Annotated in this window: 16 protein-coding genes; 4 read left to right on the top strand and 12 right to left on the bottom strand. The window is 60.6% G+C overall.

All coding sequences use genetic code 11. The annotated features are described in order from the left end of the window. From MOV76_RS33790 to MOV76_RS33770, 5 genes are all read right to left on the bottom strand, one after another. Window positions 1-494: ATP-binding cassette domain-containing protein (locus MOV76_RS33790; RefSeq protein ID WP_247266156.1), on the bottom strand; the 494-nt coding region annotated here is incomplete at its 3' end. Between the two features lie 10 nt (window positions 495-504). Beyond that, window positions 505-1,341 carry an aliphatic sulfonate ABC transporter permease SsuC gene (gene ssuC, locus MOV76_RS33785; protein ID WP_130716535.1) on the bottom strand — a complete coding sequence of 279 codons (837 nt, stop codon included), beginning with the start codon at window positions 1,339-1,341 and terminating at the stop codon, window positions 505-507. 86 nt (window positions 1,342-1,427) lie between these two features. After that, the gene (gene ssuD / locus MOV76_RS33780) at window positions 1,428-2,618 is read right to left on the bottom strand and encodes an FMNH2-dependent alkanesulfonate monooxygenase (protein WP_018242340.1); all 1,191 of its coding nucleotides are present in this window, start codon (window positions 2,616-2,618) and stop codon (window positions 1,428-1,430) included. A 384-nt stretch (window positions 2,619-3,002) separates the two neighbouring features. Then, complete coding sequence (locus MOV76_RS33775) at window positions 3,003-3,968, bottom strand: aliphatic sulfonate ABC transporter substrate-binding protein (protein ID WP_018242342.1); 966 nt, start codon at window positions 3,966-3,968, stop codon at window positions 3,003-3,005. Between the two features lie 150 nt (window positions 3,969-4,118). Next, complete coding sequence (locus tag MOV76_RS33770; RefSeq protein ID WP_130716537.1) at window positions 4,119-4,535, bottom strand: hypothetical protein; 417 nt, start codon at window positions 4,533-4,535, stop codon at window positions 4,119-4,121. Between the two features lie 164 nt (window positions 4,536-4,699). Between MOV76_RS33770 and MOV76_RS33765 the strand changes: the two genes are divergently transcribed. Next, a complete protein-coding gene (locus tag MOV76_RS33765; RefSeq protein WP_028733061.1) occupies window positions 4,700-5,569 on the top strand; it encodes an NAD(P)-dependent oxidoreductase in 870 nt (289 codons plus the stop codon). Further along, window positions 5,566-6,249: a DNA alkylation repair protein gene (locus tag MOV76_RS33760; RefSeq protein WP_247266155.1), complete on the top strand. Its 684-nt coding sequence runs from the start codon at window positions 5,566-5,568 to the stop codon at window positions 6,247-6,249. The genes MOV76_RS33765 and MOV76_RS33760 overlap by 4 nt, the downstream gene beginning before the upstream one ends. A gap of 30 nt (window positions 6,250-6,279) precedes the next feature. Here MOV76_RS33760 and MOV76_RS33755 read toward each other — a convergent pair whose 3' ends face one another. The 5 genes from MOV76_RS33755 to MOV76_RS33735 all read right to left on the bottom strand — a co-directional run bounded on the left by MOV76_RS33755 (window position 6,280) and on the right by MOV76_RS33735 (window position 11,164). After that, a complete protein-coding gene (locus MOV76_RS33755) occupies window positions 6,280-7,176 on the bottom strand; it encodes a LysR substrate-binding domain-containing protein (RefSeq protein WP_018242346.1) in 897 nt (298 codons plus the stop codon). A gap of 452 nt (window positions 7,177-7,628) precedes the next feature. Continuing rightward, on the bottom strand, window positions 7,629-8,693 hold the full coding sequence (locus MOV76_RS33750) for a porin (RefSeq protein ID WP_018242347.1): 1,065 nt from the start codon (window positions 8,691-8,693) through the stop codon (window positions 7,629-7,631). Window positions 8,694-9,411: 718 nt separating this feature from the next. After that, entirely contained in the window at window positions 9,412-9,900 is a 489-nt protein-coding gene (locus MOV76_RS33745; RefSeq protein ID WP_003540387.1) for an Lrp/AsnC family transcriptional regulator, read from the bottom strand. A gap of 69 nt (window positions 9,901-9,969) precedes the next feature. Beyond that, entirely contained in the window at window positions 9,970-10,602 is a 633-nt protein-coding gene (locus tag MOV76_RS33740) for a uracil-DNA glycosylase family protein (RefSeq protein ID WP_193446524.1), read from the bottom strand. A 4-nt stretch (window positions 10,603-10,606) separates the two neighbouring features. After that, window positions 10,607-11,164, bottom strand: a complete 558-nt coding sequence (locus MOV76_RS33735) for a thermonuclease family protein (RefSeq protein ID WP_247266154.1) — start codon at window positions 11,162-11,164, stop codon at window positions 10,607-10,609. Window positions 11,165-11,270: 106 nt separating this feature from the next. On the opposite strand from MOV76_RS33735, the gene MOV76_RS33730 reads away from it, so the two are divergent. After that, the gene (locus tag MOV76_RS33730; RefSeq protein ID WP_018447330.1) at window positions 11,271-12,806 is read left to right on the top strand and encodes a HAMP domain-containing sensor histidine kinase; all 1,536 of its coding nucleotides are present in this window, start codon (window positions 11,271-11,273) and stop codon (window positions 12,804-12,806) included. Window positions 12,807-12,914: 108 nt separating this feature from the next. Here the strand turns inward: MOV76_RS33730 and MOV76_RS33725 are convergent, their stop codons facing one another. Both MOV76_RS33725 and cobT read right to left on the bottom strand, forming a co-directional pair. Further along, a complete protein-coding gene (locus MOV76_RS33725) occupies window positions 12,915-13,304 on the bottom strand; it encodes a diacylglycerol kinase (RefSeq protein ID WP_003560069.1) in 390 nt (129 codons plus the stop codon). A gap of 139 nt (window positions 13,305-13,443) precedes the next feature. Then, window positions 13,444-14,460 carry a nicotinate-nucleotide--dimethylbenzimidazole phosphoribosyltransferase gene (cobT, locus tag MOV76_RS33720; RefSeq protein WP_011652311.1) on the bottom strand — a complete coding sequence of 339 codons (1,017 nt, stop codon included), beginning with the start codon at window positions 14,458-14,460 and terminating at the stop codon, window positions 13,444-13,446. 160 nt (window positions 14,461-14,620) lie between these two features. Between cobT and MOV76_RS33715 the strand changes: the two genes are divergently transcribed. After that, a partial coding sequence (locus tag MOV76_RS33715) for an adenosylcobinamide-GDP ribazoletransferase (protein ID WP_247266153.1) occupies window positions 14,621-15,038 on the top strand: 418 nt, incomplete at its 3' end.

Below are 15,038 nucleotides of genomic sequence, written 5' to 3'. Positions count from 1 at the left end.
TGCCGCTGACCGCCGGAAAGGCGCGCCGGCCATTCTCCGGCCTTCTCGCCAAGCTGGACTTCGGCAAGCACGGCGTCGGCCGCCTTCAGCGCCGCCCGTCTATCGATGCCGTCGCCGAGCCCGACGACGACATTGTCGGCGACACTGAGCCAGGGGAGCAGCCTTGGCTCCTGAAAGACGATGCGCGCATTGGGGCTTGCCTGCGCGCCGTCGGCATCCTCGAAATGCAGCTCGCCGGCACTCGGCGCGTCAAGGCCCATCAGGATGCGCAGCAGCGTGCTCTTGCCGCAGCCGCTCTTTCCGATCACGGCAACGAACTGGCCGGCCGGAATATGCAGATTGATGCCGCGCAGTACGCGGTTGGCCCCGAAACTCTTTTCAAGCCCCGTCAGGCTGATCGCCGCTGCCCCCGCAGGCGCATTGCGCTCCGGCGCAGGTGTATAGGCTGGCTCTTCGGCGACGGCGTGAAAACGCTCATGCGCGATCGATGTCATGGCGTCTCTCCTATTTCTGATAGACCGGGTTCCAGGTGAGCAGCCGCCTCTCCAGCACTCGGGCGATGACATCGGCAAGTTTGCCGAGCACGGCATAGATGACGAGGGCGAGTACGACGACGTCGGTCATCATGAATTCGCGGGCATTGTTGGCCATATGGCCGATGCCCGAGGATGCGGCGATCGATTCCGATACGATCAGCGTCAGCCACATGATGCCGAGTGCATATCTGAGGCCGACGAAGATCGACGGCAGCGCGCCTGGAAAGATCACCTTGCGGAACAGCGTCCAGTTGCCCATGCCATAGACCTTGCCCATCTCGATCAGATCGCGATCGACATTGCGCACGCCGTGATAGGTGTTGAGATAAACGGGGAAGAGCACGCCGAGCGAGGTGAGAAACAGCTTCGATTCCTCGCCGATCCCGAACCACAGGATGACGAGCGGGATCATCGCCAGATGCGGAATCGTGCGCAGCATCTGCAGCGTCGTATCGGTCAGTTGTTCCGAAATGCGCGATACACCGTTGGCGATGCCGAGCAGGAAACCGATCGAGCCGCCGACGAGAAGGCCGGCAAAGGCGCGGCCGGCGCTCACCAGCACGTCATTCGGCAACTGGCCGGAAACCGTCGTCGACCAGAAGGCCAGGCCGACATCGGCCGGCGACGGCATGATGCGCGATGAGATCCAGCCGGCCGAGGAGGCAAGCTGCCAGAACGCCACAATCGCCACCGGCACCAGATAGGGCGTCAGCTTGTCCAGGCCGGGCAGCGGCAGGCGCAAACCCGCCTTTCCAACCTTTTCGGAAGCGACCGACCGTACGAACGGAGTATCGAAAGTCGACATGCATTGTCCTCGCGCTTATCGAAAGCAGGATGCCGCAAGCCGTAAGCGGCTTGCGGCGGTGTCACGCTCTGCGTCTTCGTTCGAACTCAGGAGCCGGAGACGACTTTCAGATTGCCGCCATGGCTGCCGCCTGCGAAGATCTGCTTGCGGCCGAACTCGTTGTTGAAGCCCAGGCGCTGCTGCTCGCGAGTGATGCCAAGCTCGGGGAAAAGCAGCTCGGCGACGCGATAGGCCTCTTCGAGATGCGGATAGCCGGAGCCGATCACCGTATCGATGCCGATCTCCTGATATTCGCGAAGGCGCGCGGCCACCGTCTTCGGCGAGCCAACCAGCGCCGTGCCCGCACCGGCGCGCACCAGGCCGACACCGGCCCAGAGGTTCGGAGAGACTTCGAGCTTGTCGCGGCGTCCGCCATGAAGGGCGGCCATGCGCTTCTGGCCGACCGAGTCGGACTCGTGGACAAAGCGCTCCTGCGCCTCGCGGATCGTATCGTCGTCGAGATGACGGATCAGCCGCTCGGCTGCCTCCCACGCCTCATCATCGGTTTCGCGCACAATGAAGTGCAGACGAATGCCGAAGCTCACCTCGCGGCCGCGTTCGCCGGCGGCCTTGCGCACCTTGGTGATCTTCTCGGCAACCTGTGCCGGCGGCTCGCCCCAGGTCAGGTACTTGTCGACGCGGCCGACGGAGAAATCGATACCGGCATCCGACGAGCCGCCGAAATAGAGCGGCGGGCGCGGGTTCTGCACCGAGGGGAAGCCAAGGCGCGCATTGGTCGCCTTGATATATTTGCCGTCGAAGCTTGCCGTTCCCTTTTCCAGCAGTTCCTCAAATACGGTGAAGAACTCCTCGGCATGGGCGTAGCGCTCGTCATGCTCGAGATGGATGCCATCGCCGGCAAGCTCCGCCGGGCTGCCGCCGACGACGATGTTGAGCAGCAGCCGGCCGTTGGAGATGCGGTCGAGCGTCGTCGCAAGACGCGCGTAATAGGCAGGCGATGCCGTGCCGGGGCGGATCGCCACCAGGAACTGCAGCTTCTCGGTCTTTGCGGCAAGGGCGGCGGCGGTCACGAAGGATTCCTCGCAGGCAACCCCGGTCGGCAGCAGTACGCCGGAATAGCCGAGCCGGTCGACAGCCTGGGCGATTTGCGTGAGATAACCAATCTCTGGCGCCCGGTTGAGCTCGGAGGAGCCGAGATAGGTGCCGTCCCCCGATGTCGGGATGAACCAGAGGAAATTGATAGGTTTGGATGTACCTGTATGGGAGGTGGTGGTCATGGAAGACGGTCCTTTAGCTGCGAAATTCGAAAATCAATTCGCGCGGTGGAGATGGCCGCTGGCAAGCGGCAACAAGCAGACTGTCTGCCCACTCGGCGCCGCCGCCGCGCGAATGCTTGGGAGGATCGCGGTGGCGGCGGAGGCTGTAGTAAGGCCGGCTGTCCATCTATGCGTGAGCATCTGAAATATCCCTGTCGATCGGATGGTGGCTGGCCGACGCCTTTCAGTGTCCGCGTCGATCGTCAGGATACTGACATAGACCACTAATTAGATCGACAATATCAATTTGCTATTATAATCCGTTTTGGAGAATATTTTTCCGGTTTGGCGGCATGAAGACCCTCTCCATGCCGCCCCGCGGAAATCTTAGCCCTGGTCGAAAAATCAGCTCGCCTTGGGACGCCAGACGATGTCGCCGGTCGTAAGCTTCTTCGGCAGGATACCGAGTCCATAGAACTCGTCTGCGAGCGCCTGCTGATAGGCGGCGGCAGCATCGGTGATCGTCGAGACGCTGCCGAGATCGGCGCCCTTGCGCGTCAATGTCACGCGCGTCACGTCAGCCGGCACGCCGGTGATTTCGGAAAGCTCCTTCACCGTTTCGTCGAGATTGCTCTGTGCCGACTTGCCGACCTTGGCAAGCTCATCGATCACGTCGACGACCACTTGCCCGTTGGCATCGGTGAAATCACGGTTGGCGAGAAAGAAACTGTAGGAGTCGACGATGCCTTCGGCGGTCGTCAGGATACGTGTCTCCGGATCAGCTTCGGCAATCGCCAGATAAGGATCCCAGATCGACCAGGCGTCGATGCTGCCATTCTTGAACGCGGCGGCAGCATCCGGCGGCGAAAGATCGACCTGCTCGACATCTTCGGGCTTCAGGCCTGCCTTGCGCAGAACCTTGACGGTTACATTATGCGCGCTGGAGCCGCGCTTGAAAGCGACCTTTTTACCTTTGAGGTCTTCAAGCGTCTTGATGGGCGAATCCTTGCGCACGAGGATGGCCGAGGCTGCCGGGCTACCCTTGTAGAGACCGACATAATAGAGCTGCCCGCCGGCCGCCTGGGCAAAGAGCGGCGGCACATCGCCGGTCGCGCCGAAATCGAGAGCGCCGGCGCCCAATGCTTCGAGAAGCGGCGGGCCGGAGGTGAATTCCGACCAGCTGACGGTAATGCCGCGATCGGCAAGCCGCTTCTCAAGTGCGCTGCGACGTTTGGCGAGCGCCAGCACGCCGTTCTTCTGCCAACCGATACGGAACTCGCTGGCAGCAGCGCGTGCCGGCCTGACAGCCGGCAGGATTGCCGTAGCCGCGGTCGCTGCGAAAAGCCCGAGCGTTTGTCGACGTGAAATCATGACTTTCCCCTTTTTCATGGTGCCAAGCCTGTTTTCGGCTGGTCGACCTGTCAGTGATGAATGCCATGATGATGAAATCTATAATTTATATCGACAATTTTATTTGCGAGATTCGGCCTTTGCTGAAATTTTGCGGCCCGGAAATCGCCCTTAAGCGGATTTTTTTCGCGCGTCCGCTATGCCGGCTACTATTCCGCTTCCTTCCCAACCTTCGGCGGCCAGACGCTCCCGGATAAAGGTGGGGCCGCCGGCAAGACGGTTCGCAAGCAGGCTTGCGGGATCGACGATGCGCCAATAGGGCGTGACCGTCGAAACCGGCTCACTCTTCTCAAATGCGCCGAAGGACAGTTCGGCGATCGCGCGCAAATGCCGCTGCACGGTTACCGGGCAACAGGCATCCGCCCGATATTGGTCAGCGAGACGACGGCGGAGAACGCCGACGTCGGTAAGGACACCTTCCGGTGCTGATCGAATCTGCTCTGCGACCATCTGCAGCGATGGAACGAGCATAGCCTGCATTCCGCTGCGGCCTTTGCGCCGCGGCTTGATCGTCGGAATTTCGCTCATGTCACCCTCCGGAAACATTGTGCCCTCTCCCCGATCTAGGGCTGCTCCGAAGGGTGGCCAGCCTCATATGCGTCAATCCGAAGGAAGTCCGTCTTCACGGGCTTTTCTGCTCCCGCCGTTTCGGTTAATCCTCGAACTTGCACTTGAGGAAAAGGATAGGACATATGGCTAAAGTCGCGTTCATCGGTCTCGGCGTCATGGGTTTCCCCATGGCGGGCCATCTGAAGACGAAGGGCGGCCACGATGTTACCGTCTACAACCGTACCGCCGAAAAAGCCGCCGCCTGGGCCGAGAAATTCTCCGGCAAATCCGCCTCCACCCCGGCCGAGGCCGCCGCGGGTGCCGATTTCGTCTTCGTCTGCGTCGGCAATGACGAAGATCTCCGGTCGGTGACATTGGGCGAGAACGGCGCCCTGCACGGCATGAAGCCAGGTTCGGTGCTGATCGACAACACCACCGCCAGCGCTGAAGTCGCCCGCGAACTTTATGCCGCGGCAAAGGAAAAAGGTGTCGATTTCATCGACGCTCCTGTCTCCGGCGGCCAGGCCGGCGCTGAAAACGGTGTCCTGACCGTCATGTGCGGCGGCGACGAGGCCGTCTTCGAACGCGCCAGACCTGTCATCGACGCCTATGCCCGCATGGTTGGTTTGATGGGACCGGCAGGCTCGGGCCAGTTGACCAAGATGGTCAACCAGATCTGCATTGCCGGCCTCGTCCAGGGACTTGCCGAAGCGCTGCATTTCGGCAAGCGTGCTGGCCTCGATATCGAAAAGGTGGTCGAGGTGATCTCCAAGGGGGCAGCCGGCTCCTGGCAGATGGAAAACCGCCACAAGACCATGAACGCAGGCAAGTATGATTTCGGCTTCGCGGTCGACTGGATGCGCAAGGATCTCGGCATCGTGCTCACCGAAGCCCGCCGCAACGGCGCCAAGCTGCCGGTCACCGCCGTCGTCGACCAGTTCTATGGCGACGTGCAGGCAATGGGCGGCAATCGCTGGGACACATCCTCGCTGCTCGCCCGCCTCGAAAAATGATCGGCCCCTCCTCCGATGCGGCCGAATTGATCGCGCATCTCGAAACGCTGCGCTCGGAGGAGAATGTTGCCGGCATGGCGCGCTTTGGCATCGTCACCGATCGCGCCCTCGGTATCTCCAATCCCGATATCAGGGCGGTCGCCGGACTGGCGAAGAAGGATCACGCCAGGGCAATGCAGCTCTGGCGAAGCGATATCCGCGAAGCCCGCCTGCTCGCCCTCTACACCGCCGAGCCGAAGCGGTTGACCATGGAAGAGGCTCGAAGTTGGGCCAATGATTTCAACTCGTGGGAGATCGTCGATTGCGCCGCCGATATCTTCGTTGAAGCCCAGCTGGACGAGCTCATCTCAGACTTCGCCGCAGACGAGCGTGAATTTATCAGGCGCACCGCCTTCGCCATGATTGCCGGTGCCGCGGTTCACTTAAAAAAGGAACCTGATGCGACCATCCTTGCCTGGTTGCCGCTGATCGAGGCCCATGCCGGCGACCCGCGAAACTTCGTGCGCAAGGCGGTCAACTGGGCGCTGCGCAGCATCGGCAAGCGCAATCTCACCTGCCATGCGCCGGCACTGACGCTCGCAAAGGCCCTGGCGGAAAGCCCTGACAAAACCGCCCGCTGGATCGGCAAGGATGCCGTCAGGGAGTTGGCTGGCGAAAAGCTATTGGCACGGTTGATATAAGGCGAATGCCGGCTCGCGTGGCGCTGTAAGTCAATGCTGTTTGGATTTTTCGACCAGGAAATCGATCAGGACCCGCACCGCCGGCGGCATGCCCTTGGCTGTCGTGAAGACGATATAGAACTGGCTCTCCTCCGACTGCCATTCTGGCAGCACCCGCACCAGCTTGCCGGCCTGGAGATCGGCCTCGCAGGCACTTTCGAGCAAAAGCCCGAAGCCGAGGCCGGCACGGGCCGCGTCGAGGATAGCGGTCATGCTGCGGCAGGTGAGCCGTGGCTGATGCCGAATCACCCGCTTGGCGTCATTCGGACCGACCAGTTCCCAGGTATGGAACGATACCCATGACGTCATTGCCAGCGTCGGCAGGTCGGCGAGTTCGTCCACGCAACTCAAGGTGCCAGTGCGCTCGACGAGCGACGGACTTGCAACCAGGATACGCCTGATACGGTCGAGCTTGCGCATCGTCAGACTCGTCTGCGTCTCCGGCTCGTTGGTCGCTCTCACTTCAAGGTCGATTCGTTCGTTGATGAGGTCGGCGCGCCGGTCGGAGCCGATGATCTGCAGCTTGATCTTCGGATAACGTTCCAGGAATTCGGGCAGGATTCCCCCGACCGAGATGTCGACGAGGCCAAGCGGGCAGCCCATGCGCACCACACCTTGCGGGTCGGACTGAGCCTCGCTGACGATCGACTTGGCGCGATCGGCCTCCTGCAGGATGGTCTGGCATCTTTCGTAGAAAGCTTGGCCGATCTCAGTCACCCGGAAGTGACGGGTCGAGCGTTCTATGAGCCTTGCACCAAGCCCTTCCTCAAGCCGGCTGACCCGCCTGCTGAGTTTCGAACGTGGTATTTTGAGATCGCGACTTGCAGAAGCGAAACCGCCGCTGGAGACGACAGCGGCGAAATAATAGTAGTCGTTGAGATCGTCCATAAGAACAAGCTATCCGCGAGTAGGAATGAATGCCGGCCCCCAGCAAGGGTTGTATCCTCTCTCCCAAAAAGCGGTGATCACATTGTCGGCATTGGATTTTCTTTTCGCGACCTGTTGCGACAAAGCCAGCCAACACCGCATAGGAAGACAGACCAACAGCCGTCCGCGCGATAAATCTATCGGTGGATCCAGCTCGTTTGAAAGATTGAAAACGGGGTGCCTCAAGAAACGAGGCGGGCAGATGCCGACGTGCGATACGCAACGTACCTGTTCGGCTCACCTGAAAAGACGATCCTGAAAGACTGCCTTGAAGACTGTGCGTCAAAAACGCTGCAAGGACGGTCCGGCAGGGAAGACCGGACCCGTCCCCGTAGCTGATCGGAGGTCACTCGGATCAGAAACTGATTTAAGTGCTCCCGGTCCGAAGACCGGGAGCATATCCACCAAGTGGATTAGAACGAACGCTGCAGACGGAAGTAGCCCGTCGTGGAGTCGTCGCCATCATCCGGATCGAGGTACTGAACCGAAGCCTTGGCGTAGAAGTTGTCGACGATCTGGTAATCAACGGTCAGACCGACCTTCCATGCATCACCGGCACCGTCGTAATCGCTAGGAACGGTGTCAAACGCGCTGGCACCGCCGATGTAGTTGCCGTAGTACTGAACACCCGGGGTGATTTTCAGCTTGTCGGTTGCCTTGATGGCGTATTCGGCAGCAACTGCCCATTCAGCCGTCGAGTAGTAGGAGTTCGGGCCGGAAGAGTACACAGCAGCGAGGCCGAGCGTACCGGGACCGATGTCAACCGTACCCATTGCACGGACAGCGCCGTCTTCGTTGTCGACGTCCCAGCCGCCAGTGACCTGGTAGCTGAACGCGCCGGCAGTGCCGCCGATGCCGAAGGCAACGCCGACATTGTTCGGACCATCGTTCGGAACAAGGAGGCCGGTGACGGGATCCACGTCACCCTGATAAACGCCGTCTTCCAGTTCATCGACGCTGATACCAGCGTAGAAGGTGCCGCTTTCATACTGATAGCGGATGGAGTTGTGCAGCGTTACGACCGAGCCGATGTCGTCGGTTTCGCCAGAGAGACCATCGTCCCACCAGCTGTAGAACAGACCAGCGCGGAAGCCCGCGATGTCGAGGTAAGCGGAATCGAGAATGGCGTCCTGAGCCGTGGCGTTGTCAGCATTGAACTGCATGACGATGACGCCGGTCAGCGGACCATATTCGGTGTCGCTCTTGGCCGTGAACTGAACCTGACCGCGGGTGACGGCATCCCAGTCCGAATCGCCGCCGACGTCTTCGCCAACGTTAACCTGGAAACGGATGTAGCCTTCGATCTTGAGGCAGGTTTCGGTGCCCGGGATGTAGAAGTAGCCGGTGCCGTAGGCGTCGCAGACGCGAACATATTCAACCGGTTCCGGCTCAGCAGCAACAATAGCGTCAGCTGCAAGAACCGGCGTCGATGCAGCAAATGCTGCTGCTGATGCAAGCAAAACCATTCTGATGTTCATTTACCAATCCATTCCTTTGTCGATCGGGGCTGGCTTCAGATCGGGTAGTCGATTTGAAGCCGGCCCAGTTTGAACAGCCATCTCGGCGTGCGGATCGATCGAACCGCCAAACCGTCATCACATACAAGGCCCTATCAAGCAATTCTCGATACACGCCAGATGGGTTCTCACGGGCAACTTTCCCCGACAACGTGATTTTTATACAACAATTTCAAATATTTATACGAAAGACATGCCAAACGGCTCCGCGACGGAAATCTTCCATCGCAAGCCGCAAACCCTAAACCCCTTTGTCAAATTCTCCACCGTCCGACCCCCGTCGAACATACTGGTGAAGCGCATAAATTCTACCGCCGGCTAATGAGCACAAACAAGGTGGCGGTTTAGAACATAGTGTCCTGAATTCGATACCAATGAGACGAAATTATGACATATCGCCCACTGGTTTCATCGAACATAACCCGGGAATCCTTACCAGGCTATTCACTTTTCCAGGAACTTCGGTCGATTTGAGCGTTTTTTCGCTATTTTTGAGGCTTTTTTTTCAATAGCAGATCGCACGTGCCTGACCTCGGCCTTTGCCGAACCGGCAATCCACGTGCAGCCGGAGTGCACACGCCGCCTCCTAGGGGCATATCTGAGGTCGCAGACTCACGCCCGGTCTCAGCCCTCATTGGATTTTGCATTATCGCGTGCGGTCACGGCCGCACGCTTGACCTCAATCCTCGTTTGATTTGGCATTATCGAGAATCATGTAGTCGAGCGGCAACTGCGTCGAATACTTAATCTGCTCCATCGCAAAGGCGGAGGAAACGTCGCGAATCTCGATCTTGGCGATCATCCGCTTATAAAAGGCGTCATAGGCGGCAATATCGGGCACAACGACTCGCAGGAGATAATCGACATCACCGCTCATCCGGTAGAATTCGACCACTTCGGGGAATTCGGCGACCACCTCGGAAAAGCGGCGCAGCCATTCGATCGAATGAGTGGCGGTGCGAATCGACACGAAGACGGTGACCTTGGTGTTGACCTTCTCCGGATCGAGGATGGCGACTCGGCGCTTGATGACGCCGTCTTCTTCCATCTTCTGGATGCGCCGCCAGCACGGCGTCGTCGAAAGCCCCACTTTCTTGGCGAGATCGGCAACGGCAAGCGTCGAATCTTCTTGCAGAAGACGCAGTATTTTTCGGTCGAGGCGGTCCATGCGCACAACAGTCCTTTCGAATTATTTTCTTTGTATAACTCGATTCCGCGCAACTAAAAGAATTTTGTTTCAGGAAAGCAGCATTTTCGTCCGTTCCTGCAAGACCGGGAGCAATTCTTTCTCGAACCAGGGATTGCGCTTCAGCCAGCCGCTATTGCGCCAGCTCGGATGCGGCAGCGGCAGCACCGCCGGCGATCGGTTGGACAGAAGACAGCCACGCCATGCCCGCACCGTCTCGGTCATATTGTCCCGCCTTTCACCGGCCATATGCCAAGCCTGCGCATATTGGCCGATGACCAGTACCAGTTCGATCTGTGGCATGGCCGAAATCACCCTTTGCCGCCAAAGGGGCGCGCATTCGCGCCGCGGCGGCAGATCCGCGCCCTTGCCGTCGTAGCCAGGAAAGCAGAAGCCCATCGGGACAATAGCGAATCGGTCGCGGTCATAGAAGCTTGCCCTGTCAACGCCAAGCCATGACCGCAGCCGGTCGCCTGAGGCATCGTCGAACGGCAGCCCGCTCTCATGCACCCGAAGCCCGGGCGCCTGCCCGGCGATCAGGATGCGTGCGCTCGACGAGATCACGGCCACCGGGCGCGGCTCGTGCGGCAGCCGGTGCGCGATGCCTTTTGCCGGCGCGTCTCGACAGATGCGGCAGGAGGCGATCTCCCGCCGCAGCGTCTCCAGCATGGCTTCGTCGGTCATGACTTTACTCCCATCCGACGATCCGCCCGATGAGGTGCAGGGCGCCGTCGAAACCGGAACTCTGGCGCGCATGGTCGCGCACATCGCGTGGCCGCTCGAAAGTCCCGGCCCAGAGGCCCGCCTTTTGAGCCTTCGCGTCGGCCTCCTCCTTGGCGTAACTGCCATAGGAGATGGCCATGCCCTGGCGCACCATGGCGGCATTGATGTCGCCGCCCGCCCCGCTCCGGCAGATGACGAGCAGCCTGTCGTAGCGGTCGTGCCGGCTGCCCTGACAAAGCGTTCCGGATGCCAGCACCATGCCCTGCAGCGCCTCGCGCGCCGCGCGGCCACAGGACCAGGCCTTCCCTGCCCGCTCGCAGCTCTGGTTGAGCTCCGGCGCATCGATGCCTTCGAGGCGCAAACGTTCGGCTCCCAATGTCAGACTGTCGCCGTCGGCGGCATGGAAAGCACCCATATACTCGATTTTTGCCGCATCATTGAGCTTGGCGGCGATCAGCGCCACGAGCGCCAGCAGGGCAAAAGCGGTCACGCCGTCGCGAATCAGGCGCAGGCCCCGTGTCACGCTTTTGCCTCCTTAAAAAACAAATCCTTGGCAAAGATGGCAAACATCTTCTTAAGAATTGTCGATTAAGCTCTTATCCACCCTGGGATGAAGTTTCAACGTGCACATGAGTACCGGCGTAAGCACATCGACCGACAAGATCATCGTCGACAGGTCGCGCAGCCACCGCAACAAGGCCGTTTCCAAGGCCGTGCGGCAGACGCGCGAACGTCTTCAGTCCGGTCATGCGTCAAATTCCTCCTTCGATCGTGACGTGCTCAACATGTATGTGGCATCGGTGCTGCAGGGCGCGACGATCATGCCGCTCTTCGTCGTCATCATCACCGCGCTTGGCGTTTATTTCACCCAGAATACGCAATTGCTCTTCTGGGCGCTGCTGACACTCACCTGTCACACCGGCAATATCCTGCTGGCGCGGCGCGCACGCCGGCAGGAAATCACCTCCGAGAGCGCCCGCAAATGGCGCCGCCTGCTGCTGCTCGGCCAGTTCCTGCTCGGCTGCTGCTGGGCCGTCTTCGCGCTGCAAGGCTGCGACACCTGCGAGCCGTCGAGCTTCATTCTCTATAAGGGCGCGACGCTGCTGATCGCGCTCTCCGTCACGGCGATGTCGAACTTCATGCTGACGCCCGCCGTGCTCGCCGCCTTCTCGCCCGCGGTCCTGGCGCTCGCCGCCAAGAGCGGCCTGTCGCGGGACCTCCTCGAAATCAGCCTGACGGGGGCCTTCACCACCACCCTGGTCTTCTTCAATTATATCAGCGACCGGCTCTTCAAGTCGAACCTCAGAATTCTCTCATACCAGTCGGAGAAGGACGACCTGATCGCCGAGTTGGAAGTGGCGAAATCGATGTCGGACGAAGCTCGCCGCCGCGCCGAAGAGGCAAACCTCGCCAAGTCCCGCTTCCTTGCCTCCATGTCGCATGAGCTCAGAACCCCGCTCAACGCCATCCTCGGCTTTTCTGAGGTGATGTCGGCCGAAGTCATGGGGCCGCTCGCCAATCCGACCTACAAGGAATACGCTGGCGATATCCACCGCTCCGGCCAGCATCTGCTCGATCTCATCAACGAGATCCTCGACCTGTCACGCATCGAGGCCGGCAAATACGAGTTGAGCGAGGAGGCGATTTCGCTGCTCGATATCACCGAAGATTGCATCGGCATGGTCCAGCTGCGCGCCCGCGCCAAGAACATTGCCATTTCGGACCAGTTCGAGCGGCAGCTGCCGGCCATCTGGGCCGACGAGAAGTCGATGCGCCAGGTGGTGCTCAACCTTCTCTCCAATGCCGTCAAGTTCACGCCGCAGGGCGGCGAGATCCACGTCAAGGTCGGCTGGACAGCTGGTGGCGGACAGTACATCTCGATCAAGGACAACGGCCCCGGCATTCCGGAAGAAGAGATTCCCGTCGTCCTGTCGGCCTTTGGCCAGGGCTCGATCGCCATCAAGAGCGCCGAACAGGGTACCGGCCTCGGCCTGCCGATCGTCCAGGCGATCCTTGCCAAGCATGATGGGCAGTTCCTGCTGAAATCGAAGCTGCGCGAGGGCACAGAGGTCATCGCCATCCTGCCTGCCAAGCGCGTGCTCCAGAGCCTGCCGGCCGTCGAGGAGGCTCAGGCCGTGTTGCGCAAGCGCAAGAGTTTTGCCTGATTCAGCTAAAGCATGATGCCGAGAAGTGTGAGCGGTTTTTCGGGCGACATCATGTTGGATTTTTTGATTTGGATCCGGATTCAGATTTTCGGCCGATCCAGCGTGAAATCATCCAGATCCAAAGAACAGGTGCTTGCCGAGGACGAAGCCGAGATAGAGGCAGCAGGCGGCAATCATGCAGGTTACCGCGAAGGAGCCGAGATCCTTGGCGTGTTTGCCGACGATCGAAATCTCCGGCGAAATCCGGTCGATCACCTCTTCAACGGCGGTATTCATCGCCTCCATCGAAAAGAGCCCGAGAAACAGAAGCACCGCGACGACGATCTCGCCGGCAGTGGCTCCCACCAACGCCAGCGCCGCGATCGAAACGATGAAGAAGCCAAGTTCCTGGCGGAAGGCTGCCTCTTTCAGCACTCGCAGGAAGCCCGCCCAGGAGTAGCTGGCGGCGGCGATGAAATGCCGAAGTCCGGTCTCTTTCGTCACCGCAGGCTTCGTCAAGATGCCCTCTCCTCTTCCCGTTGCATCACAGACCGGGAGAGGCTTTGCCGCCTCCCCTTCGATGAGCGAATACGCAAATACCGAATCCATTTGGGCGGCGCAAGCGAACGCGTGCGGATCGACGGCGCCGGCCGCGGCCTTAATGCTTATTCGACACACCCGCCTGGGCGAAGGTCGCCATGCCGGAATGGCAGGCGGCGGCGGCCTTGACGATGCCGGCGGCAAGCGCCGCACCGGTGCCTTCGCCAAGCCGCATGCCGAGCGCCAGAAGCGGCGTCTTGCCGAGCATCTCGATTGCGCGAAGATGTCCGGGCTCGCCGGAGACATGGCCGATCAGGCAATGATCGAGCGCGGACGGATTGGCGGCCTTCAGGATCGCTGCCGCCGCGGTCGCGACATAACCGTCGATCAGCACCGGGATGCGCTCCATGCGAGCAGCAAGAATGGCGCCGGCCATTGCCGCGATCTCGCGGCCGCCGAGCCGGCGCATGATCTCGAGCGGATCGTCGAGATGGTCACCATGCAGCGCCACCGCCTTTTCCACCGCCGCGATTTTGCGCTCGAGCATCTCACCTTCCGAACCGGTGCCGGGTCCCACCCAGTCACGCGCCGAACCGCCGTAGAGCGCATAGTTGATCGCCGCCGCAATCGTCGTATTGCCGATGCCCATCTCGCCGATGCAGAGCAGGTCGGTGCCACCGGCGATCGCCTCCATGCCGAAGGCCATGGTCGCGGCGCAATCGCGCTCGGAAAGTGCTGCCTCCTCGGTGATATCACCGGTAGGATAATCGAGCGCCAGATCGAAGACTTTCAGTCCGAGATCATAGGCGACACAGATCTGATTGATCGCAGCACCACCCGCTGCGAAGTTCTCGACCATCTGTTGCGTCACCGTTGGTGGAAAGGGCGTGATGCCCTGCTTGGTAACGCCATGATTGCCGGCAAAGATCGCCACCAGCGGCCGGTTGACGGCAGGTGTGCGGCCGGTCCAGGCGGCAAGCCAGAAGGCGATCTCCTCGAGCCGTCCGAGCGCGCCCGGCGGCTTGGTCAGCTGCGCGTCACGTTCGCGCGCGGCCACCAGCGCGCGGGCATCCGGCCCCGGCAGGTCACGAAGCAGGGTACGGAAATCGTCGAACGGCAGGCCTGAAACGCTCATCTGTGCGGTTTTCCTATAAATCCGGGTATTTCTTGTTTTTTCCACGCAAATCAGCTTCTTTGCGGATGGCAACTCTCTTAAAGCGGGCGGACGAGGCGAACAACTCCAAAAGCGCAGCCGCGACCATAAGCCGAGATGACCTCCGGCAGAACGAAGCAGAATGAAGATCAAGGACTATGCGGTCGATACCGCCCGCGCCGTCGCCTTCCTCAGCCGCATTCCCATGCCGCAATTGCTGTTCAAGGGCTATGACGGCAGGCTCGGCCCGCTGGTGCGCGCCTTTCCCTTCGCCGGCATCGTCATCGGCTTGATCCCTGCACTCGCCCTCCTCCTGCTTTTGGGGCTGCGCGCCGATCCGCTGATGGCAGCCCTGATCGCGCTTTCCATCCAGGTCTTCGTCACCGGCGCGCTGCACGAGGACGGCCTGGCCGATACGGCCGACGGCATCGGCGGCGGCAAGAGCCGCGAGCACAGCCTCCTCATCATGAAGGACAGCCGGATCGGCACCTATGGCGCGATAGCGCTGATTCTCTCCTTCGCGATCCGCGCAGCCGCGCTTGCCGCCATCGCCCGCCATT

The sequence above is a fragment of the Rhizobium sp. PRIMUS64 genome (assembly GCF_023006465.1).
In the GTDB taxonomy this organism is placed as follows: domain Bacteria; phylum Pseudomonadota; class Alphaproteobacteria; order Rhizobiales; family Rhizobiaceae; genus Rhizobium; species Rhizobium leguminosarum.
The sequence above is the reverse complement of the archived record's forward strand: the minus strand, read 5'-3'. Positions and strand labels throughout refer to the sequence as shown.

Bases quoted from the DNA above. Each gene is read 5' to 3' on its own strand.
- ssuC (WP_130716535.1), bottom strand. From the start codon at position 1,341: ATGTCGACTTTCGATACTCCGTTCGTACGGTCGGTCGCTTCCGAAAAG.
- ssuD (WP_018242340.1), bottom strand. From the start codon at position 2,618: ATGACCACCACCTCCCATACAGGTACATCCAAACCTATCAATTTCCTC.
- MOV76_RS33775 (WP_018242342.1), bottom strand. From the start codon at position 3,968: ATGATTTCACGTCGACAAACGCTCGGGCTTTTCGCAGCGACCGCGGCT.
- MOV76_RS33770 (WP_130716537.1), bottom strand. From the start codon at position 4,535: ATGAGCGAAATTCCGACGATCAAGCCGCGGCGCAAAGGCCGCAGCGGA.
- MOV76_RS33765 (WP_028733061.1), top strand. From the start codon at position 4,700: ATGGCTAAAGTCGCGTTCATCGGTCTCGGCGTCATGGGTTTCCCCATG.
- MOV76_RS33760 (WP_247266155.1), top strand. From the start codon at position 5,566: ATGATCGGCCCCTCCTCCGATGCGGCCGAATTGATCGCGCATCTCGAA.
- MOV76_RS33755 (WP_018242346.1), bottom strand. From the start codon at position 7,176: ATGGACGATCTCAACGACTACTATTATTTCGCCGCTGTCGTCTCCAGC.
- MOV76_RS33750 (WP_018242347.1), bottom strand. From the start codon at position 8,693: ATGAACATCAGAATGGTTTTGCTTGCATCAGCAGCAGCATTTGCTGCA.
- MOV76_RS33745 (WP_003540387.1), bottom strand. From the start codon at position 9,900: ATGGACCGCCTCGACCGAAAAATACTGCGTCTTCTGCAAGAAGATTCG.
- MOV76_RS33740 (WP_193446524.1), bottom strand. From the start codon at position 10,602: ATGACCGACGAAGCCATGCTGGAGACGCTGCGGCGGGAGATCGCCTCC.
- MOV76_RS33730 (WP_018447330.1), top strand. From the start codon at position 11,271: ATGAGTACCGGCGTAAGCACATCGACCGACAAGATCATCGTCGACAGG.
- cobT (WP_011652311.1), bottom strand. From the start codon at position 14,460: ATGAGCGTTTCAGGCCTGCCGTTCGACGATTTCCGTACCCTGCTTCGT.